An 18102-nucleotide genomic window follows, 5' to 3' on the forward strand; every position below is an offset into this window, starting at 1 on the left:
CACCCACATGGCCGGACCTGGCGCGGCGTACCCCGTCACCCCCGTGACACCATGGGGTGCATGTCCACGCCTGTCGCATCCGAACAGACGCAGGTCGAGCCGGCCGGCGCCGAAGTCGCCGAGTCGGACACCCCCTGGCGGACCGTGGTCTGGAACGACCCGGTGAACCTGATGTCGTACGTGACGTACGTCTTCCAGAAGCTGTTCGGCTACAGCCGCGACCACGCCACCAAGCTGATGCTCGACGTGCACCAGAAGGGCAAGGCGATCGTGTCGTCCGGCAGCAAGGAGAAGGTGGAGACGGACGTGGCGAAACTCCACGCCGCCGGCCTGTGGGCCACCATGGAGCAGACCTCGTGAACGGCTGGCGGCGCAAGGGCGCGGTCATCCACGCCGGGTTCGAGCAGCAGGAGGCGGCCGTCCTGCGCGGGCTGGTCAGCCAGCTCGAGGACATGCTCACCGCGCGCGCCGAGGAGGCGCCGCAGGACGAGCTCGCCGAGCTGACCGGCATCCGGACCGGGCCCACCGAGTCCCCGGACGACCCGGTGCTCTCGCGGCTGCTCCCGGACTTCCACAAGCTCGACCCGGACAACCCGACCCGCGAAGACCTCGACTCGGCGTCGGCGATGCGCTCGCTGCACGAGCCGGAGCTGCTGGACATCAAGGTCGGCGTGGCGAAGATCGTGCTCGACACGCTGCCCCGCGACGGCGGCCACGTCCGGCTCACCGAAGAGCAGGCCGATGCCTGGCTGGGCGCGCTCAACGACGTCCGGCTGGCGCTGGGCACGGCGCTCGACGTCACCGAAGACATGCCCGACGAGCTGCCCGAGGACGACCCGCGGGCGCCGCACCTGGGCGTCTACCACTGGCTGACCTGGGTGCAGGAGACGCTGATCCAGGCGCTGACGGGATGATCACCGACGTCCCCGGCGTGCTGGTCGGGCACCACGAGCGGGTCGGCGACGGCTGGGCCACCGGGACGACGGTGGTGCTGGTGCCCGGCGGCGCGGTCGGGGCCGTCGACCAGCGCGGGGGCGCGCCCGGCACGCGGGAGACGAACCTGCTGGAGCCGGAGAACCTGGTGCAGCGGGTCAACGCGGTGTGCCTGTCGGGCGGGTCGGCGTACGGCCTGGCCGCGGCGGACGGCGTGATGCGGTGGCTCGCGGAGCGGAACCTGGGCTTCCCGGTCGGCGCGCACCCGCACGAGGTGGTGCCGATCGTGCCCGCGGCGGTGCTGTTCGACCTGCCGCGCAGCGAGTGGGGCAACCGGCCGGACGCGACCTTCGGGTACGAAGCCTGCTCGGCTGCCGCTCCTTCGTTCGCGGAGGGGACGGTCGGTGCGGGTGCGGGGGCCGCCGTGGGGTCGTTGAAGGGCGGGATCGGCTCGGCGAGCGAGGTCGTCGGCGAGTTCACCGTCGGGGCGCTGGCGGCGGTCAACGCGGCGGGCGAGGCGGTGGACCTCTCGACGGGCCGGGCCTACGCGGCCGACCACGGGGACTTCGGCGTGACGTGGCCTTCGCGGGCCGCTTCGCTGCCGTCTCGCCGGACCGACCTGAACACGACGATCGGCGTGGTCGCGGTGGACGCGGCGCTGGCGAAGGCCGAGGCCCGGCGGATCGCGGTCGCGGCCCAGGACGGGCTGGCGCGGGCCGTGCGCCCGGCGCACACGATGTTCGACGGCGACACGGTGTTCGCGCTGGCCACGGGCGAGCACGAGCTCCCGGACGCGAGCGGCCCGTTCGGCGCGGCGGCGCGCCCGGCGGCGCTGGACGCGCTGTGCTCGGCGGCGGCGCGGGTGTTCGCGCGGGCGATGGTGCGCGGCCTGCTGGCGGCCACGACCGCGGGCGGGGTGCCGGCCTACCGGGACGTGTGGCCGGAAGCGTTCGGCTGAGTCACAGGTCGGGCAGCGGGTCCGGCGGCAGGTCGCGGGCGCCTTCGAGGTTGGCCGCGCGGACGGCGCTGACGTACTCCTCGTCGATCTCCAGGTGCAGTTCCGCCACGGTGAGGACCGGGCCGAGGGACGGGTGGACCTCCACCGGGCCGATCTCGGTGCGGCGGGGGAGCCGGTCGTAGACCGCCTTGGGCCGGTAGCGCCGGAAGCGGCCGCCGTAGAGGACGGTTATGCCGCGGTCGGTGACCACGACGAAGAAGGCGGCGCGGGTCCGGACGCCGTTGACGTAGAGCGAGATCCCCGGGATGAGGTACTGGATCCGCTCGCCGTCCCGGAGGAACTCGCGGCCGCGTTCGCGGGCGATCGACGGCATCGGCATGCCCCGAGTGTGCTCCTGAGCACAGCATCTCAAGATATGGATCGCTCGTGTCCACGACCTAAGATGTCGATGTGCTCCGGATTCGCCGTGAACTCGTCGACGAGATCGTCGCCCACGCCCGCCGTGACCACCCCGACGAGGCGTGCGGGGTGATCGCCGGGCCGGAGGGGTCGGATTCGCCCGAGCGGCTCATCCCCATGCTGAACGCGGCCCGCTCGCCGACGTTCTACGAATTCGACTCCGCCGACCTGCTGAAGCTCTACCGCGAGCTGGACGCGAACGACGAGGTCCCGGTGGTCATCTACCACTCGCACACCGCGACCGAGGCGTACCCGTCGCGGACCGACGCGAACATCGCGGCCGAGCCCGACGCGCACTACGTGCTCGTCTCCACCCGCGACCCCGAAGTGCACGAGTTCCGGTCGTACCGGATCGTGGACGCCGAGATCACCGAGGAGCCGGTCGAGATCGTCGACTGACGTCCCGGAATAAAGCGCCGCGCCGAGTGCGTCAGCGTCTAGGAAACCACCGGAGGTAAGAACCCATGGCCGTGACCGTCTCCATCCCGACGATCCTGCGCACCCACACCGGCGGCGAGAAGTCCGTCGAGGCGAAGGGCGCGACCGTGCTCGAGATCATCGACGACGTCGAGTCCCGGCACGCCGGCATCAAGGCGCGCCTGGTCAAGGAGGAGAAGCTGCACCGCTTCATCAACGTCTACGTCAACGACGAGGACGTGCGCTTCTCCGGTGGCCTCGAGGCCGAGGTCAAGGACGGCGACACCCTGACCATCCTGCCCGCCGTGGCCGGTGGCTGATCGATGGCTCGCTTCGAGTCCCTGCTCGACGCGCTCGGCGGCACCCCGCTGGTCGGGCTGCCCCGGCTCTCGCCCACGCACGACGTGCGCCTGTGGGCGAAGCTGGAGGACCGCAACCCGACCGGCTCGATCAAGGACCGCCCCGCGCTGGCCATGATCCAAGCCGCCGAGCGCGAGGGCAAGCTCCGGCGCGGCTCCACGATCCTGGAGCCGACGTCGGGCAACACCGGCATCGCGCTGGCCATGGCCGCCAAGCTCAAGGGCTACGGACTGGTCTGCGTCATGCCGGAGAACACCTCGACCGAGCGCAAGCAGCTGCTGCAGGCCTACGGCGCGCGGATCGTCTTCTCGCCCGCCGCGGGCGGGTCGAACGAGGCCGTCCGGCGGGCGAAGGAACTGTCCGAGGCCAACCCGGACTGGGTGATGCTCTACCAGTACGGCAACCCGGCCAACGCCGAAGCGCACTACCGCGGCACCGGTCCGGAGCTGCTCAAGGACCTGCCGACGCTGACGCACTTCGTCGGCGGCCTCGGCACGACCGGCACGCTGGTCGGCTGCGGGCGGTACCTGCACGAGGCCAAGCCGGACGTCCAGATCATCGCGGCCGAACCGCGCTACGGCGAGCTGGTGTACGGCCTGCGCAACCTCGACGAGGGGTTCGTGCCGGAGCTCTACGACCCCAGCGTGCTGAACGGGCGGTACTCGGTGGGCGCGTACGACGCGCTTCGCCGGACGCGTGAGCTGCTGGAGCACGAGGGCATCTTCGCGGGCATCTCGACGGGCGCGGTGCTGCACGCGGCGCTCGCCGTCGCCGAGAAGGCCGCGGCTCGCGGCGAAGCGGCCGACGTCGCCTTCGTCGTGGCCGACGCCGGGTGGAAGTACCTCTCGACCGGTGCTTACGCCGGTTCGCTGGACGAAGCGGCGGAGCGGCTCGACGGGCAGCTCTGGGCCTGAGCTACTCCGCTTTCCAGAGTTCGGGCAGGGCGAGGCCGACCCCGTCGGCCTCGGCCAGCCGCTCGAACGTCGCCATCGTGGTACTCAGGTCGTCCAAGACCTTCGGCAGGAGCTTGATCGGCTTGCTCAGCGGCCGCCAGAAGGCGTCCCAGTGCACCGGCCGGACGGTCCGGGCGCCGACCGCGCCGACGGTCTCCCGCCAGTACTCCTCGCGCCAGCCCTCGGTCTTCTTCCCCGCCGCGCCGATGCCGAGGTAGACCACGTCCGCGGGGTGGCCGGCCAGTGCACCGGGCACGAAGTTCGCCGAGGCGTGGACCAGGACGCTGCCCGCCGCGTGGGCGATGTGGAACGAGTAGCAGCGCCCGGTCTTGAACGCCTTGGCCTTCGCCGGCGGCCGGACCGGCCCGGTGATCTCGCCGGGCACCCGGTCGCCGTCGCTGTGGCGGGCGTCGACGGGGGTCACGGTGAACGCCCCGAACTCCACCGGCTGCCCCGGAACCAGCTCTTCGAACGGCTCGTCCGCCAGGCCGTAGCCCTCCTGGATCCGCCGCGTCGACGGCGAGCCGCCCAGCGTGGCGCCGGTCAGCTTCGCGACCACCGGCGCGTCCAGTGCGTGGTCGACGTGCGAGTGCGAAACGAGGACGGCGTCCAGCTCCGTGACGCCGAGGCGGCGCAGCGCGTCGTCGATCCGGGCGCGGTCGGGCGCCACCCGCGTCGCCAGCTTCAGCACCGACGGCCGCGAGAAGAAACCGTCGACCAGCACGGCCGACGCACCGTCGCTGACCAGCACGTTCGAGACCCCGGCAAACGCCGTCCGCAGTTCGGGCATGCTGTCATCATGAAGGTCATCGGGTTGCTGGGCGGGATGAGCTGGGAATCCTCCGGCGAGTACTACCGGCTCGTGAACGAACGGGTGAAAACCGTGCTCGGCGGGTTCCACTCGGCGCACACCGTGCTCTATTCCGTCGACTTCGCCGAAATCGAGCGCATGCAGGCCGACGGCCGCTGGGACGACGCCGGCGCCGAGCTGAACCGCGCGGCCAAGGCGCTCGAAGCGGCCGGTGCCGGCTTCGTCGTGCTCTGCACCAACACCATGCACAAGGTCGCCGACCGGCTCGAAGACGGCCTCGGCATCCCGCTGCTGCACCTCGCCGACGCCACCGCCGCGGCCGTGCGGGCCGCCGGGATCCGCCGGGTCGGCCTGCTCGGCACCGGGTTCACCATGGGACAGCCCTTCTACCGCGACCGCCTCGCCGCGCACGGCCTCGACGTGCTCGTGCCGCCGGTCGAAGACCGCGACCTCGTGCACCGGGTGATCTACGACGAGCTGGTGCTCGGGGTCGTCGAACCCGCCTCGCGCGAGGCCTACCGCGCGGTGATCGCGCGGCTCGTCGAGGCCGGTGCCGAAGGCGTCATCTACGGCTGCACCGAGATCGAGCTGCTGGTCGGCCCCGAAGACGCCTCGGTGCCGACCTTCCCCACGACCCGCCTGCACGCCGAAGCGGCGGTGGACTACGCGCTGGGCACCACCTCGCTGCCCTTGCCGCCGACGTGAGCCTCGTGCTGGGCGACGCACCGCCGCCACAGCCGCTCGCGCTCCTCGTCCGTGAAGAGCGCCGCCGGGATGCCGTAGACGTCACCGGCGGCCGCCCACCAGTCGCCGGGTGACTCGATCAGCTCCTTGGCGCCGTGGCGGTCCAACGTCAAGGCGCGCAGGGTGTCCACACCCGCCGCGTCCCGCCGTTGCAGCACGCAGACCCGCACGAACCCGGACTCCGGCGCGCTCGACAGCCAAGCGTGCTTCGCCGCGAAGTCGGCCATCTCCGCGACGCCGGGCGCGAAATCCATGCCGGTGAAGCTGCCCGAGGGGTCGTGCTCGAACCGCCAGCCGCCCGGCGCCACCGCGGACGGCCGCAGCCGGTAGGTGTGCGGGCCCTGCACGTAGGTGCCTTCCCGGAGGGGGAGCGGCTCGTGCGGGCCGTCGCCGAGACCGGTGTCGGCCAGCCACGCCGTCTCCGGCGCGTCCGGCAGCCCGGTGACCGTCAGCGCCAGGTGGTTCCGGTCGACGTTCGGCGCGTCCGCCGCGCTGCCCTGCACCCCGCCCAGGTGCCGGGTCACCCGGTAGCCGAGGGCGTGCAGCAGCGCGGAAAAAGCGCCGTTGAGGTGGTAGCAGTACCCGCCGCGGCCGCGCAGGATCCGCGCCAGCGAGGCCGCCGGGTCGAGCGGGGTCGGCCGCCCGAGCTGGACCTCCAGCGCTTCGTAGGGCACGCGTTCGACGTGCGCCGCGTGCAGCCGCCTCAGGGCGGCGAGGCTCGGCGGCTCGGGATCGAGCCCGAGCCGCGCGAGGTAACCGGTGACGTCCATGCCGCGCACGCTAGCGGCGGGCACCGACAAAACCGCCGGATCAGGGATTTCACCCGAGGCGGAGCCGCCCGGCCCGGACGTAGCCTCGAAAGCGTGAGCACACCGATCCCCGCCCCGGAAACCGACGCCGCCAAGCGCGTGCTGCCGCCGCGACCGAAGGCGGCCGCGCTCGTCGCGCTGTCGTTCACCCTGCTGCTCTACCTGGTCGAGCTGGTGGACGTGATCCTGCCCGGCGACCTGGACCAGGGCGGCATCCATTCGCGGGAGCTGTCCGGGCTGGACGGCGTGCTGTTCGCGCCGGTGCTGCACGCCGGCTGGTCGCACCTGTTCGCGAACACCGTGCCGGTGCTGCTGTTCTCCTTCCTCGCGATGGCCGCCGGGATCGGCCGGTTCGCCCTGGTCACGGCCATCATCTGGGTGGTGTCCGGACTCGGGGTGTGGCTGATCGGGCCGGCCAACGCGGTCACCGTCGGCGCGTCCGGGCTGGCCTTCGGCTGGCTCGCCTACCTGCTGGTGCGCGGCATCTTCAACCGCGCGGCCGGGCAGATCCTCGTCGCCGTCGTCCTGCTGGGCGTGTGGAGCGGCATGCTGGCCGGGCTGCTGCCGGGCAACCCCGGCGTCTCCTGGCAGGGCCACGTCTTCGGCGCGCTCGCCGGCGTCCTCGCCGCGTGGCTGACCAGCCGCCGGTCGCGCAAGGCCGTGCCGGCGGCAGCAGGTAGCCTCGAAGCGTGACGTCTCCGCCCGCTGATGCCCCGATCGGCGTGTTCGATTCCGGCGTCGGCGGGCTGACGGTCGCGCGGGCGATCCTCGAGCAGCTCCCCGCCGAGCAGCTCCGCTACGTCGGCGACACGGCGCACAACCCCTACGGCCCGCTCCCGATCGCCACCGCGCGCAGCTACGCGCTCGCGGCGCTCGACGAACTCGTCGAGAGCGGCGTGAAGGCGCTGGTGATCGCCTGCAACACGGCGTCCGCGGCCTGCCTGCGCGACGCCCGTGAGCGCTACGACGTCCCCGTGATCGAGGTCGTGCTGCCCGCCGCGCGCCGTGCTGTGGTCGCGACGCACACCGGCCGCGTCGGCGTCATCGGCACCGAGGGCACCGTGCGGTCGCGGGCCTACGAAGACGCGTTCGCCGCGGCGCCCGCCATCACGCTCACCAGCGTCGCCTGCCCGCGGTTCGTGGACTTCGTCGAGCGCGGCATCACTTCCGGCCGCCAGGTGCTCGGGCTCGCGCAGGGCTACCTGCAGCCGCTGCTCGACGCCCAGGTCGACACGCTCGTGCTCGGCTGCACGCACTACCCGCTGCTGCAGGGCGTGCTGCAGATCGTGATGGGCCAGGAGGTGACGCTGGTTTCGAGTGCCGAGGAGACCGCGAAGGACCTCGTCCGCGTGCTCACCGAACTCGACCTGCTGACCACGCGCGACACCCCGCCGCGGCACGAGTTCGTGGCCACCGGCTCGGCCGAGCCGTTCGCCCGGCTCGCCCAGCGGTTCATGGGCTTCGCGCCGGGTGTCCTCGCTCCCACCACCGCGTGATCGGGGCGGCGGACGCTTAGGGTGTCGAGGTGCGACTGACCATCCTCGGGTGCTCCGGCAGCATCCCCGGGCCGAACGCGGCCGCGTCCGGTTACCTGCTCGAAGCCGAGGGCTTCCTGCTCGGCCTCGAACTCGGCAACGGCACGCTGGCGCAGCTGCAGGCCGTGGCCGACCCGTTCGACCTGGACGCCCTGGTGCTCACGCACCTGCACCCCGACCACTGCGCCGACGTCAGCGCGCTCACCGTCCTGCGGCGCTACCACCCGGCGCCGCCGTACCCCGCCCGGCCGCGCCTGCTGCCGCTGTACGCGCCGCACGACGCTCCGACGCGGCTGGCGAACGCCTACGCGCCCAACGAGACCGAGCGGGCCAGCACGGACCTGTCGGACGTCTACGCGTTCCGCCCGCTGCGGCCGGAGCCGTTCCGGATCGGCCCGTTCGACGTCGTCGCGGTCGAGGTCGACCACCCGACCCCGGCGTACGGCCTGCGCATTTCCTACGGCGGCCGGATCCTGGCGTTCACCGGCGACACCGGCCCGTGCGCGGCGCTGAACGAGCTCGCCGACGGCGTCGACCTGCTGCTCGCGGAGGCGTCCTGGACGGATTCCGCGGAGCGGCCCGCGGGCGTGCACCTGTCCGGCAAGCAGGCCGGCGAGCTGGCGCGCGACGCCGGCGTCGGCAGGCTGCTGCTGACGCACATCGCGCCGTGGACCGACGCGGGCGCGGTTCTCGCGGAGGCGTCGGCCGAGTTCGCCGGGGCCGAGGTCGTCAAGCAGGGTGCCGTCTACGACGTGTGAGCGGTGCGGTCCTAGAGTGCTCCCGTGGCTCGAAAAGATGGCAGGAACGACGACCAGCTCCGTGACATCAAGATCACCCGGGGGTTCCAGCAGTGGCCGGCGGGTTCGGTCCTGATCGAATTCGGCAACACGCGGGTGTTGTGCGCGGCGAGCGTCACCGAAGGCGTCCCGCGCTGGCGCGCCGGCTCCGGCCTCGGCTGGGTGACGGCCGAATACGCGATGCTGCCGTCCGCGACCAACACCCGCGGTGACCGCGAGTCGGTGAAGGGCCGCATCGGCGGGCGCACGCACGAGATTTCGCGGCTGATCGGCCGTTCCCTGCGCGCCTGCATCGACCTGGCGGCGCTGGGCGAGAACACGATCGTCATCGACTGCGACGTCATCCAGGCCGACGGCGGCACCCGCACGGCCGCGGTGACGGGCGGGTACGTGGCCTTGGCGGACGCGATCACGTGGCTGGGCGCGGCGAACCGCCTGAACGACCCGCAACCGCTGTCGTCCTCGGTGGCGGCGGTGAGCGTCGGCGTGGTGGACGGCCGCGTGCGGCTCGACCTGCCGTACGAGGAGGACTCGCGCGCCGAGGTCGACATGAACGTGGTGGCGACGGACGCCGGGACGTTGATCGAGGTCCAGGGGACGGGTGAGGGGGCCACCTTCGCCCGGTCCACTTTGGACAAGATGCTGGACATCGCGCTGGCGGGGTGCGAAGAGCTGACCCGGTTGCAGAACGAGGCTTTGGCGCTGCCGTACCCGGGTGAGCTGCCGGAGCCGCGTCCGGACAAGAAGAAGGGGTCGAAGTGACGAAGCTGCTTCTGGCCACGCGGAACGCCAAGAAGCTCGGGGAGCTTCGGCGGATCCTCGAGGCCGAGGGGATTTCGGGGATCGAGGTGCTCGGTCTCGCCGATGTGCCCTCGTTCCCGGAGGCGCCGGAGACTGCTCCGGACTTCGAGGGCAATGCTGTCGCGAAGGCCCGTGATGCCGTTGCGGCTACTGGGTTGCCGGCCATTGCGGACGACTCGGGGATCGCTGTCGATGCTTTGAACGGAATGCCTGGGGTGCTTTCGGCCCGCTGGTCGGGTAAGCACGGCGACGACGAGGCGAACCTGGATCTGGTGCTGGGGCAGCTCGGGGATGTGCCGGATGAGCGTCGTGGGGCGCAGTTCGTTTGTGCTGCGGTGCTGGTGCTGCCTTCGGGCGAGGAGACGGTCGTCCGCGGGGAGTGGCGTGGGTCGCTCGTGCGCGCGCGGCGGGGGACGAACGGGTTCGGGTACGACCCGATCTTCCGGCCGGACGGCGAAAGCCGGACGTCGGCGGAGATGGAGCCGGCGGAGAAGGACGCGTTGTCGCACCGGGGCAGGGCCCTGCGAGCCCTGCTCCCGGCGCTGCGGGAGCTCGCGGAAGCCTGACGGCGTCCGCGAGCTCGGCGTCAGGCGGCGAGGCCGAGGTCGCGGATCAGCTTCGCCACGTGGCCGCTCGCCCGGACGTTGTACCAGGCGTGCGCGATCTTGCCCTCCGGGTCGACCACGAACGTCGAGCGGATCACGCCCAGGTACGTCTTCCCGTAGTTCTTCTTCTCGCCGTACGCGGCCCACGCCTCGATGACCGACTTCTCCGGGTCGCCCAGGATCGGGAACGTCAGCTTCTCGTTCTCCGCGAACTTCGCCAGCTTCGCCTGCGTGTCCGGGGAAATGCCGATGACGCGGTAGCCGGCGTCGTTCAGCTCGGCCAGGTTGTCGCGGAAGTCGCAGGCCTGCTTCGTGCAGCCCGGGGTGCTCGCCGCCGGGTAGAAGTAGACCACCACGGACTGGCCGCGGAAGTCGTGCAGGGACACGTCCTTGCCCTCGCTGTCGGGCAGGGTGAAGTCCGGGGCTTCGTCACCCGGGGAAAGACGCTCGGTCATGGCCCGAGCGTACTGCGCCGATTGTTATCCATCCGACCGGCAGCCACGGCGGAACGGGTGCCGGTGAGCGGGCCGGCTCCGGTTTGTGTCCGCCTGCTTTCGGCCGGATGGGTAACGTCACGCGGGACCGCAGTAGGTGACCGCGGCGGGTTCGGTCGCGCTCGGGCGCAGTTGCAGGCGCAGCTGGGTCTGCTCGCGCGGGACCGCGAACGCCAGCGTGATGAGCACCGACCGGCCCGGCAGCACGTCCTTGCCCGCGTCGGTGATGCCGGTGAAGCCCTGCGTCGTGTCGACGACCTGCTTGACCGCGGTGCCCGACGACGTCGCGGTGACCGTGAGGCCCGAGAGCTTGTACGTCGTCGCGCCCTCGTTCGTCAGCTGGATGTCGAACGCCGCGCCGCGCGGGCTCTGCGGGTACGCCGACGGGCTGGGGCGGAACGACTTCGGGGAGCCGACCGAGATGGCCAGGCCGCTGGCGAACCGGTGGTCGGCGCCGAACTTCAGGTCGTTGCTTGCCTGCGAGGCCGAGGCGCCGGCGCCCGCCGGGGAACCCGCGACGCCCAGTGCCGCGGTGCCGGTCTGCGTCGACGGGACCCCGCACGCCACCGCCAGGCCGAGCAGTCCTGAGGTGAACATGATCTTGCACGTGCGCGCGAGCGCCATCGCGGGTACTCCAGTCGGCGGTTCGGGGGTGCCGTTCGGCAACGGGGATTGCCGGGCGAACCCGCTCCACTCTGGCCGTGATCGCGCGTGGTTACGAGGCGCGACGGGGGGTTGTCGCGCACCTGGTGCCACCCCGTGGCCAATCCGTGACCGGAACGGCACCGGTGGTGACAATCACTGCCCACATGCCACTTAAACGGCGACGGCGAACAACAGGATGAAGATCGCCACGCCGGCCACCCACGCGGCCATCAGCCAGCCGAAATCCCGGATCGGGTCGACCGCGCGGCTCTCTTCGCCGGGCACGTAGACGCCGCGCTTCTCGAACCAGTCCGCCCAGCGGGCGAACCAGCCGAACAAGTTGCGCGACGACATGCTTCACCTCCGGCCCGGGTACCTGGAGTCACAGTACGGGTTCGGCCGCGGCCACCGAAAGGCACGTAACCGCTTACCGGCCGTGACTCGACGTGCCACGGCCGAGTGAACGCCGTCGTCGCTGGTGTAGATCTTCAGAGGACCCCGTTGCGCTGGAGCACCGACACCGCGCGGACGGTCGCGTAGCCGCGCCATTCCAGCTCCGCGGCGGGCGAATAGTTCGCGAAATCGACCCGCCAGCCACCGTCGTCCTGTTGTTCTCCGGCGAGCCGTCGCAGTTCGCCCTCGACGACGTCGTCTTTGAACAACGCGCGGGCCGGGCGGTCCGGCAAGGGCGCGAAGTCCAGCGCGCGCAGGGTTTCGCCGTCCGAACCGCCGGCCACCGGGGCCAGGCCGTCGGGCGGGACGAACGCGGCCAGGTGGTCCAGCAGGCCGGGCGCCTCCGGGTGGAGGTCATGGGCCGCGTCCACGAACTGCACCGCGAACGACAGCTCGATCGCGTGCGGCGCTTCGGAAAGCTCGCGGATGGCGCGGAAGCAGTACCGGGTCGCGGCCGCGAGCCACGGGTGTTCGCGCACCGAACGGTCGTGGCGGGCGACGCGCAGGGCGACGCCGGCGGTGAACGCGGTGCTCTGCAGGGTGGCGACCGCCGGATCGGCCTGCGCCCAGAACGGCGCGCAGCCCGCCGGGTCCGCGACGGGGACGGCGAAGGGCAGGCCGCCGTCGGGCAGGGCGACCGACGCGAGCCAGTCGCAGAGCTTCGCCGCGTGCGGGGACGTGCCGGGCGCGACGTCCTCGAACACCTCGAAGGCGTGCAGCGCGCCGCCGGGCTGGCTCTCCGCCGCGCGCAGGTCCGGCTCGAGGCCCCAGCCGTAGCCGCCGTCGGGATTGCGGTAACCGTCGACGGCGGCCAGCACGGCACCGACGTCGGTCTGGCCCCGGAGCAGTTCGAAGCGACGGCGGTCGAGGAGGCGGGCGTGCGTCGCCATGAACGACGCCGCCGCGGGAAGGTTCACGGACATGCGCTCAGCGTCGCACCCGGCGGGGTTGGCGGTCTTGAACGGATCGGCACTCAAGGCAGCTGCGGCCCCGCGGGCGCGGCGGCCTCCCGCAGCCGGGCCGCGTCCTGGCCGGGTGGGGCGCCGAACAGGCGGCGGTACTCGCGGTTGAACTGCGACGGGCTGTCGTACCCCACGAGGTGCCCGACGCCCGCGACGTCGCCCGCGTCCGCCAGCAGCAGGGAACGGGCCTCCTGGAGACGGATGCGCTTCTGGAACTGCAGCGGGCTCATCGCCGTCACCGCGCGGAAGTGGCGGTGGAACGCCGAGGCGCTCAGGTCGCTCAGGCGCGCGAGTTCCTCGATCCGCATCGGCTCGGCGTAATTGGACCTGATCCAGCGGATCGCCCGGCTGACGTGCGACAGGCCGCTGTCCGCCAGGCCGATCTGGCGCACCAGGCCGCCGTGCGGGCCGGTCAGCAGGCGCCAGAGGACCTCGCGCTCGATCAGCGGGGCCAGCACCGGGGCGTCGGCCGGGTGGTCGAGCAGGCGCAGCAGCCGCAGCGCCGCGTCGAGGAGTTCCGGGGTCGCGTCACCGGTCGCGATCGGGGATGGCGGTGGGGTGCGGGACCAGCGCCCGGGCGGGGACTCCAGCAGCAGCGGGGCGATCGCCGCCGGGCGCAGCGTCAGGCCGAGGCCGAGCGCCGGTGTTCGCGGGGTCGCGCCGACGAAGTGTCCCGTGACCGGCAGTTCGGTGCTGACCAGCAGGTACTGCCCGGCACGGTACTCGTGGACGCGGTCGCCGAGCAGCAGCCGCTTGCCGCCTTGGGCCATGATGACGAACAGCGGCTCGGCCAGCGAGTGGTGCGGCTCGCTTGTGTCCACTTTGGACAGAAGTAGGCCGGGGACCGGCGTGCGCAGGTCGGCGTGCGCGTGGGCGGCGACGAGGTCCCGCATCTCGGTGAGCACCACTCCAGGAAACCCAAGTCGAGAGGATCGTGCAAGGGTGTGCGGGCATCGATCTACCAAATACCCGGTTAACGCGGTTTCCTGGGTTGACCGATCCGACACGCAAGGAGAGTTTCGTGCCACTCGACCACTACGTCACCCTCGGCCGGTCCGGCCTCCGCGTCAGCCCCTTCGCCCTGGGCGCCATGACCTTCGGCGAAGACCCCGGTGGCGCCGGCTGCGGCGTCGAGGAGTCCGAAAAGATCCTTGCGACCTACCTCGACCACGGCGGCAATTTCGTCGACACGAGGGAACTTTTCTCCACCAACGGCCACTCCGAAAAGATCCTCGGCGACTTCTTCGCCGCGCACCCCGGCCGCCGCGAGCGCGTCGTGCTGGCGTCGAAGTTCTTCGGCAACATGTTCCCCGGCGACCCCAACGGCGGCGGCGCCGGCCGCGGGTCGATCACCGCCCAGCTCGACGAGTCGCTCCGGCGGCTGCGGACCGACCACCTCGACCTCTACTGGCTGCACAACTGGGACCGCCACACACCGGTCGAGGAGACCATGCGGACCCTCGACGACCTCGTGCGCGCGGGCAAGATCCGGTACGTCGGCTTCTCCAACACCCCGGCGTGGGTGACCGCGCAGGCCCAGACGAGGGCGCTGCTGCGGGGCTGGACGCCGCTGATCGCGCTGCAGGTCGAGTACTCGCTGCTGGCGCGGACCGTCGAAGGCGAACTCGCGCCGTTCGCGCTCGACCAGGGCCTCGCGCTGACGCCGTGGAGCCCGCTGAAGAACGGCTTCCTGTCGGGCAAGTACCGGCGCGGCACCGACGTCACCGACTCGGCCCGCGCGGCCTTCGTCGGCGGCCCGTCCGAAGCGGAGTTCGCCGTGATCGACGCCGTCGCCGGGATCGCGGACGAACTCGGGACGACGTCGGCGGCGGTGTCACTGGCGTGGCTGCTGGCCCGGCCCGGCACGGTGGTCCCGATCGTCGGCGCGCGGCGGCGGGAGCACCTGACCGGCAACCTCGCGGCGCTGGACGTCACGCTGTCGCCGGCTCAGCTCGCGACGCTGGACGAGGTCTCGGCGCCCACTTTGGACTACCCGGCCCCGATGCACGGCGCCCAGCGGGCGATGCTGCAGTTCGCGGGCACGACGGTCGACGGCGAACCGTCCACTGTGTACCCGCCGTTGCTGCAGAGCGACGTGCGCTACTGACCCTTCACACGGGCGAGGACGTCGTCGAGGGCACGGCGCACGCGCTCCGGGTCTCGTACGGCCGTCCGGAACTGCTCGTTGATCCCGCCGGGCGTCTCGTGCCTGCGGGCCAGCTCGCCGAGGGTGCCGTCGAACCCGGCCAGGGTGCGGCCGAGTTCGCCGAAGACGTGGGCGAGGTAGCCGTCGGCGTCCGCGGGGGTGACACCGTGTCCGGCCATCCAGCCCGCGATCGTCGCGAGCTGGTCAAGGTGCGCGGCGAAGGTCGCGGTGGCGGCGCTGAAGGTGGCCAGGGTCGGTTCGTCCGGGTACATCGCGGTGCGGCTCGCCCGGCGGCTCGCGGTCGGCAGCGGGATGGACCGGACGATCCGCTCCGCTGGCGCGAGCGGCGCTCGGCTGTGGACAACTCGGGCTACGCGCGGGAATCTTCTGCGCCGGAGTGAAAGCAAAGGACCGCGAGCGGGCGGCGAACCCTAACCGCGGAAAGTGCGGCGGTAGGTGTCCGGGGGTACGCCGACCGCGCGGTTGAAGTGGCGGCGCAACGTCGTCGCCGTGCCCATGCCGACCGCCTCCGCGATGGACTCGACGCCGTTGTCGGTGTTCTCCAGCAGCTCCTGTGCGCGGCGGATGCGCTGGGTGAGCAGCCACTGCAACGGCGTCGTGCCGGTCGCCGCGCGGAAGTGGCGGCCCAGGTGGCGGGAGCTCATGTTGGCCTGGCGGGCCAGGTCCTCGACGGTCAGCGGCCGGTCGAGGCGGGCGGTGATCCACGGGAGCAGCGCCGAGAGCGGGTGGTCGTCGCGCGTGGGGACCGGGGCCGCGACGAACTGGGCCTGGCCGCCCGCGCGGTGCGGTGGCACGACCAGGCGGCGGGCGACCGCGTTCGCGACCGACGGGCCGTGGTCGGCGCGCACCAGGTGCAGGCACAGGTCCATCGCCGCGGCCTTGCCGGCGGACGTCAGCACCTGGCCGTTGTCGACGTAGAGCACGTCCGGGTCCACCGTCACCCCCGGGTAGCGGGCCGCGAGGACGTCGGTGTGCGCCCAGTGCGTGGTCGCGCGCAGCCCGTCGAGCAGGCCGGCGGCGGCCAGCACGAACGCGCCCGTGCAGAGCGACGCCACCCGTGCACCCCGCGCGTGGGCCGCGCGCACCGCGTCGATCAGGCCGGCGGGCGGGGCCGCGTCGACGTCGGCCCACCCCGGCACGAGCACCGTGTCCGCCCGCGCCAGCCGGTCCAGGCCGTCGTCGGGTTCGAGCAGGAAGCGGCCGACCCGCACGGGCTCGTTGCCGCACACCGCGAAGTCGTAGCGGGGGTTCTCGCCGAACACCTCGGTGGCGATCGTCAGCTCGAACGAGAGCATCCCGTCGGTGGCGGCGAGCGCGACAGCGTGCACGTCCGAAAGTGTACGCATCACGTCGTTCCGGACACTGTCGACGGCGAACGAACGTCGCGAGGATTGCTTCATGACTTCGGTACTGGTTTACGGCGCTTACGGGCTCACCGGCCGCTTCGTGGTGGCCGAGCTGCGCGAGCGCGGCTTCACCCCGGTCCTTTCCGGGCGCGACGCGGCGAAGCTGCCGGGCGGGCGGCCCGCGTCGGTCGACGACCCGGCGGCCCTCGACCGGGCGCTCGACGGCGTCGCGGCGGTGATCAACTGCGCCGGCCCGTTCGCCGCGACGGCGCTCCCGCTGGCCTCGGCGGCGATCCGCGCCGGCATTCCCTACGTCGACGTCGCCGCGGAGATCGAAGCCAACCTCGACACCTTCGCGCTCGCCGCCGACACCGCGGTGGTGCCCGCGATGGCGTTCTTCGGCGGCCTGGGCGACCTGCTGGCCACGGCGGCGATGGGCGACTGGCCGTCGGCCGGCGAGGTGCACGTCGCCTACGGGCTGAGCGGCTGGCACCCGACGCCGGGCACCCTCGCGGCCGGCCAGGTGTCCCGCGAGCGCCGCGGCGGCAAGCGCGTCCGGTGCGCGGGCGGCCGGCTGGAGCACCGCGACGACGCCCTGCCGTCGCTGGAGTGGAGCTTCCCCGAGCCGCTCGGTACGCGGCCGGTGCTCGGCGAGTTCTCGATGGCCGACATCGTGACGATCCCGCGGCACCTGGCGGTCCCTTCGGTGACGTCGTACATGACGGTCGACGCGGCGCAGGGCCTGGCGGCGGCCGCCGAGCGCGACGCGGCGGAGACGTTCGTGGTGGACGTCCGGGTGCGGCGTGACGACGAGGAACGCCGGGCCGTCGCGCACGGGCAGGACATCTACGCGGTCAGCGCGCCGCTTGCGGTGGAGGCCGTCGAGCGGATCCTCACCGGGCGGGCGCGGGTGAAGGGCGTCGCGTCGGCGGGGGAGATCTTCGACGCGCCGGACTTCCTGCGGGCGCTGGCGCCGCACATCACCGTCGAATTCAGCTGAGCGAGCGGTAGCCGCCCAGGGTGGTCGCGTACTCGCGGCGGAAGGCGAAGGCGAACGCCGACCCGTAGCCGACGGCCGAAGCCACCTGCGCCAGCGGCCGGTCGGTCTCGCGGAGCAGCCGCGCGGCCGTCGTCATGCGCCAGCGGGTGAGGTAGGTCGGCGGCGGTTCGCCGACCACGTCGGGGCGGCCGATCCGGCACCAGGACGTGACGCAGGCGGAGCACGAGGAGCACTTCGCGAAGTCCGGGCGTCCCGATGCGTGGGTCGACCACATGCTGCACCTGTCCGAGCTGGTGCGAGCGGGCGCGTTCGCCGCGGTCAGCGACGACTTCCGGCGGCTCACGGGGAAGGACCCCCGCACGCTGGTGGCGTACGCCGGGGAGAAGTGGGCGCCGGCTCCCGGACGTGACCACGGTGGGGGTCCGGAGGTTGCGCCCCCGGAAGATACGACAAGCGAGTGGGCCCGGAGAGACTCGAACTCTCACTGGCATGGACCTAAACCATGTGCCTCTGCCAATTGGGCTACGGGCCCGCAGCACGGGGAAGCGTAGCGTGCGGCGTGGCCCGTGCGGGAGCGGTGGGGCGGTCGACTAAGTTGGGGCTCGGAAGACCCATGCGGCGAGGAGGAAACGTGGCTCGCGACCCCGAGACGATCGAGCGTGAGATCGAGCAGGCCAGGACCGCTCTGGCGGCGACGCTCGACCAGCTGACCGTCAAGGCCGACCCCAAGAAGCTCGCCGACGCGGCCAAGGACGGCGTGCGCGCCAAGCTGGACAACCCCAAGGTGAAGTACCCGCTGATCGGTGGCGGGATCCTGGTGCTCGTCCTGCTGGTGCGCAAGCTCCTCAAGTAG

Annotated in this window: 26 protein-coding genes and 1 tRNA gene; 15 read left to right on the forward strand and 12 right to left on the reverse strand. The window is 72.3% G+C overall.

The genetic code is table 11. The features are described 5' to 3' along the window. Nucleotides 1-60 precede the first annotated feature (60 nt). The 3 genes from clpS to MUY14_RS45640 are packed head-to-tail and all read left to right on the forward strand — an operon-like array spanning nucleotide 61 to nucleotide 1891. Nucleotides 61-360 (forward strand): ATP-dependent Clp protease adapter ClpS, encoded by a 300-nt coding sequence (gene clpS, locus MUY14_RS45630; RefSeq protein WP_247019249.1) that lies wholly within the window; start codon nucleotides 61-63, stop codon nucleotides 358-360. Then, nucleotides 357-914: a DUF2017 domain-containing protein gene (locus tag MUY14_RS45635; RefSeq protein ID WP_125313000.1), complete on the forward strand. Its 558-nt coding sequence runs from the start codon at nucleotides 357-359 to the stop codon at nucleotides 912-914. The genes clpS and MUY14_RS45635 overlap by 4 nt, the downstream gene beginning before the upstream one ends. After that, nucleotides 911-1891: a P1 family peptidase gene (locus MUY14_RS45640; protein WP_247019252.1), complete on the forward strand. Its 981-nt coding sequence runs from the start codon at nucleotides 911-913 to the stop codon at nucleotides 1889-1891. The genes MUY14_RS45635 and MUY14_RS45640 overlap by 4 nt, the downstream gene beginning before the upstream one ends. A 1-nt stretch (nucleotide 1892) precedes the next feature. Here the strand turns inward: MUY14_RS45640 and MUY14_RS45645 are convergent, their stop codons facing one another. Continuing rightward, nucleotides 1893-2270 (reverse strand): hypothetical protein, encoded by a 378-nt coding sequence (locus tag MUY14_RS45645; RefSeq protein WP_247019254.1) that lies wholly within the window; start codon nucleotides 2268-2270, stop codon nucleotides 1893-1895. A gap of 71 nt (nucleotides 2271-2341) precedes the next feature. On the opposite strand from MUY14_RS45645, the gene MUY14_RS45650 reads away from it, so the two are divergent. The 3 genes from MUY14_RS45650 (at nucleotide 2342) to MUY14_RS45660 (ending at nucleotide 4041) form a co-directional block, all read left to right on the forward strand. Further along, complete coding sequence (locus tag MUY14_RS45650; protein ID WP_247019256.1) at nucleotides 2342-2749, forward strand: Mov34/MPN/PAD-1 family protein; 408 nt, start codon at nucleotides 2342-2344, stop codon at nucleotides 2747-2749. Nucleotides 2750-2814: 65 nt separating this feature from the next. Continuing rightward, a complete protein-coding gene (locus MUY14_RS45655; protein WP_020640924.1) occupies nucleotides 2815-3087 on the forward strand; it encodes a MoaD/ThiS family protein in 273 nt (90 codons plus the stop codon). Between the two features lie 3 nt (nucleotides 3088-3090). Continuing rightward, nucleotides 3091-4041: a PLP-dependent cysteine synthase family protein gene (locus tag MUY14_RS45660; RefSeq protein WP_247019258.1), complete on the forward strand. Its 951-nt coding sequence runs from the start codon at nucleotides 3091-3093 to the stop codon at nucleotides 4039-4041. Between the two features lies 1 nt (nucleotide 4042). On the opposite strand, the gene MUY14_RS45665 is transcribed toward MUY14_RS45660, so the two are convergent. Then, nucleotides 4043-4870: an MBL fold metallo-hydrolase gene (locus MUY14_RS45665; RefSeq protein WP_247019260.1), complete on the reverse strand. Its 828-nt coding sequence runs from the start codon at nucleotides 4868-4870 to the stop codon at nucleotides 4043-4045. 9 nt (nucleotides 4871-4879) lie between these two features. Between MUY14_RS45665 and MUY14_RS45670 the strand changes: the two genes are divergently transcribed. Further along, the gene (locus MUY14_RS45670) at nucleotides 4880-5596 is read left to right on the forward strand and encodes an aspartate/glutamate racemase family protein (RefSeq protein ID WP_247019262.1); all 717 of its coding nucleotides are present in this window, start codon (nucleotides 4880-4882) and stop codon (nucleotides 5594-5596) included. Here MUY14_RS45670 and MUY14_RS45675 read toward each other — a convergent pair. Then, entirely contained in the window at nucleotides 5554-6405 is an 852-nt protein-coding gene (locus MUY14_RS45675; RefSeq protein WP_396126666.1) for an arylamine N-acetyltransferase, read from the reverse strand. The two genes, MUY14_RS45670 and MUY14_RS45675, sit on opposite strands and share 43 nt — an antisense overlap. Before the next feature lie 93 nt (nucleotides 6406-6498). Between MUY14_RS45675 and MUY14_RS45680 the strand changes: the two genes are divergently transcribed. The 5 genes from MUY14_RS45680 to rdgB are packed head-to-tail and all read left to right on the forward strand — an operon-like array spanning nucleotide 6499 to nucleotide 10143. Next, the gene (locus MUY14_RS45680) at nucleotides 6499-7137 is read left to right on the forward strand and encodes a rhomboid family intramembrane serine protease (protein WP_247019264.1); all 639 of its coding nucleotides are present in this window, start codon (nucleotides 6499-6501) and stop codon (nucleotides 7135-7137) included. After that, complete coding sequence (gene murI, locus MUY14_RS45685) at nucleotides 7134-7940, forward strand: glutamate racemase (RefSeq protein WP_247019266.1); 807 nt, start codon at nucleotides 7134-7136, stop codon at nucleotides 7938-7940. The genes MUY14_RS45680 and murI overlap by 4 nt, the downstream gene beginning before the upstream one ends. Before the next feature lie 29 nt (nucleotides 7941-7969). Further along, nucleotides 7970-8737: an MBL fold metallo-hydrolase gene (locus MUY14_RS45690; RefSeq protein ID WP_247019268.1), complete on the forward strand. Its 768-nt coding sequence runs from the start codon at nucleotides 7970-7972 to the stop codon at nucleotides 8735-8737. Nucleotides 8738-8761: 24 nt separating this feature from the next. After that, nucleotides 8762-9538, forward strand: a complete 777-nt coding sequence (gene rph / locus MUY14_RS45695) for a ribonuclease PH (RefSeq protein ID WP_160694094.1) — start codon at nucleotides 8762-8764, stop codon at nucleotides 9536-9538. Further along, nucleotides 9535-10143, forward strand: a complete 609-nt coding sequence (rdgB, locus tag MUY14_RS45700; RefSeq protein ID WP_247019269.1) for an RdgB/HAM1 family non-canonical purine NTP pyrophosphatase — start codon at nucleotides 9535-9537, stop codon at nucleotides 10141-10143. The genes rph and rdgB overlap by 4 nt, the downstream gene beginning before the upstream one ends. 20 nt (nucleotides 10144-10163) lie before the next feature. Here rdgB and bcp read toward each other — a convergent pair whose 3' ends face one another. The 5 genes from bcp to MUY14_RS45725 all read right to left on the reverse strand — a co-directional run bounded on the left by bcp (nucleotide 10164) and on the right by MUY14_RS45725 (nucleotide 13641). Next, nucleotides 10164-10637, reverse strand: coding sequence for a thioredoxin-dependent thiol peroxidase (bcp, locus tag MUY14_RS45705; RefSeq protein WP_247019270.1), 474 nt, complete (start codon nucleotides 10635-10637; stop codon nucleotides 10164-10166). Between the two features lie 117 nt (nucleotides 10638-10754). After that, nucleotides 10755-11300, reverse strand: a complete 546-nt coding sequence (locus tag MUY14_RS45710) for a hypothetical protein (RefSeq protein ID WP_247019271.1) — start codon at nucleotides 11298-11300, stop codon at nucleotides 10755-10757. Between the two features lie 192 nt (nucleotides 11301-11492). After that, nucleotides 11493-11675, reverse strand: a complete 183-nt coding sequence (locus MUY14_RS45715; RefSeq protein ID WP_247019272.1) for a hypothetical protein — start codon at nucleotides 11673-11675, stop codon at nucleotides 11493-11495. Between the two features lie 134 nt (nucleotides 11676-11809). Continuing rightward, nucleotides 11810-12697, reverse strand: coding sequence for a hypothetical protein (locus MUY14_RS45720; RefSeq protein ID WP_247019273.1), 888 nt, complete (start codon nucleotides 12695-12697; stop codon nucleotides 11810-11812). Nucleotides 12698-12747: 50 nt separating this feature from the next. Further along, the gene (locus MUY14_RS45725) at nucleotides 12748-13641 is read right to left on the reverse strand and encodes an AraC family transcriptional regulator (RefSeq protein WP_247019275.1); all 894 of its coding nucleotides are present in this window, start codon (nucleotides 13639-13641) and stop codon (nucleotides 12748-12750) included. Between the two features lie 116 nt (nucleotides 13642-13757). Here MUY14_RS45725 and MUY14_RS45730 point away from each other — a divergent pair, with 116 nt between their 5' ends. Beyond that, entirely contained in the window at nucleotides 13758-14843 is a 1086-nt protein-coding gene (locus MUY14_RS45730; RefSeq protein ID WP_247019277.1) for an aldo/keto reductase, read from the forward strand. Here the strand turns inward: MUY14_RS45730 and MUY14_RS45735 are convergent. Together MUY14_RS45735 and MUY14_RS45740 are read right to left on the reverse strand one after the other, a co-directional pair. Continuing rightward, nucleotides 14837-15154, reverse strand: coding sequence for a hypothetical protein (locus MUY14_RS45735; RefSeq protein ID WP_247019279.1), 318 nt, complete (start codon nucleotides 15152-15154; stop codon nucleotides 14837-14839). The genes MUY14_RS45730 and MUY14_RS45735 overlap by 7 nt on opposite strands. 159 nt (nucleotides 15155-15313) lie before the next feature. Then, a complete protein-coding gene (locus MUY14_RS45740) occupies nucleotides 15314-16231 on the reverse strand; it encodes a helix-turn-helix domain-containing protein (RefSeq protein WP_247019281.1) in 918 nt (305 codons plus the stop codon). A gap of 70 nt (nucleotides 16232-16301) precedes the next feature. Here MUY14_RS45740 and MUY14_RS45745 point away from each other — a divergent pair, with 70 nt between their 5' ends. Beyond that, nucleotides 16302-17249, forward strand: a complete 948-nt coding sequence (locus MUY14_RS45745; RefSeq protein WP_247019283.1) for a saccharopine dehydrogenase NADP-binding domain-containing protein — start codon at nucleotides 16302-16304, stop codon at nucleotides 17247-17249. Here the strand turns inward: MUY14_RS45745 and MUY14_RS45750 are convergent. Both MUY14_RS45750 and MUY14_RS45755 read right to left on the reverse strand, forming a co-directional pair. After that, nucleotides 17242-17523 carry a helix-turn-helix domain-containing protein gene (locus tag MUY14_RS45750; RefSeq protein ID WP_315863247.1) on the reverse strand — a complete coding sequence of 94 codons (282 nt, stop codon included), beginning with the start codon at nucleotides 17521-17523 and terminating at the stop codon, nucleotides 17242-17244. The two genes, MUY14_RS45745 and MUY14_RS45750, sit on opposite strands and share 8 nt — an antisense overlap. A gap of 184 nt (nucleotides 17524-17707) precedes the next feature. Further along, nucleotides 17708-17781: transfer RNA gene (locus tag MUY14_RS45755), tRNA-Leu, on the reverse strand. A 99-nt stretch (nucleotides 17782-17880) separates the two neighbouring features. On the opposite strand from MUY14_RS45755, the gene MUY14_RS45760 reads away from it, so the two are divergent. Next, nucleotides 17881-18102 (forward strand): DUF3618 domain-containing protein, encoded by a 222-nt coding sequence (locus MUY14_RS45760; RefSeq protein ID WP_086864478.1) that lies wholly within the window; start codon nucleotides 17881-17883, stop codon nucleotides 18100-18102.

This window comes from Amycolatopsis sp. FBCC-B4732 (assembly GCF_023008405.1).
In the GTDB taxonomy this organism is placed as follows: Bacteria; Actinomycetota; Actinomycetes; order Mycobacteriales; family Pseudonocardiaceae; genus Amycolatopsis; species Amycolatopsis pretoriensis_A.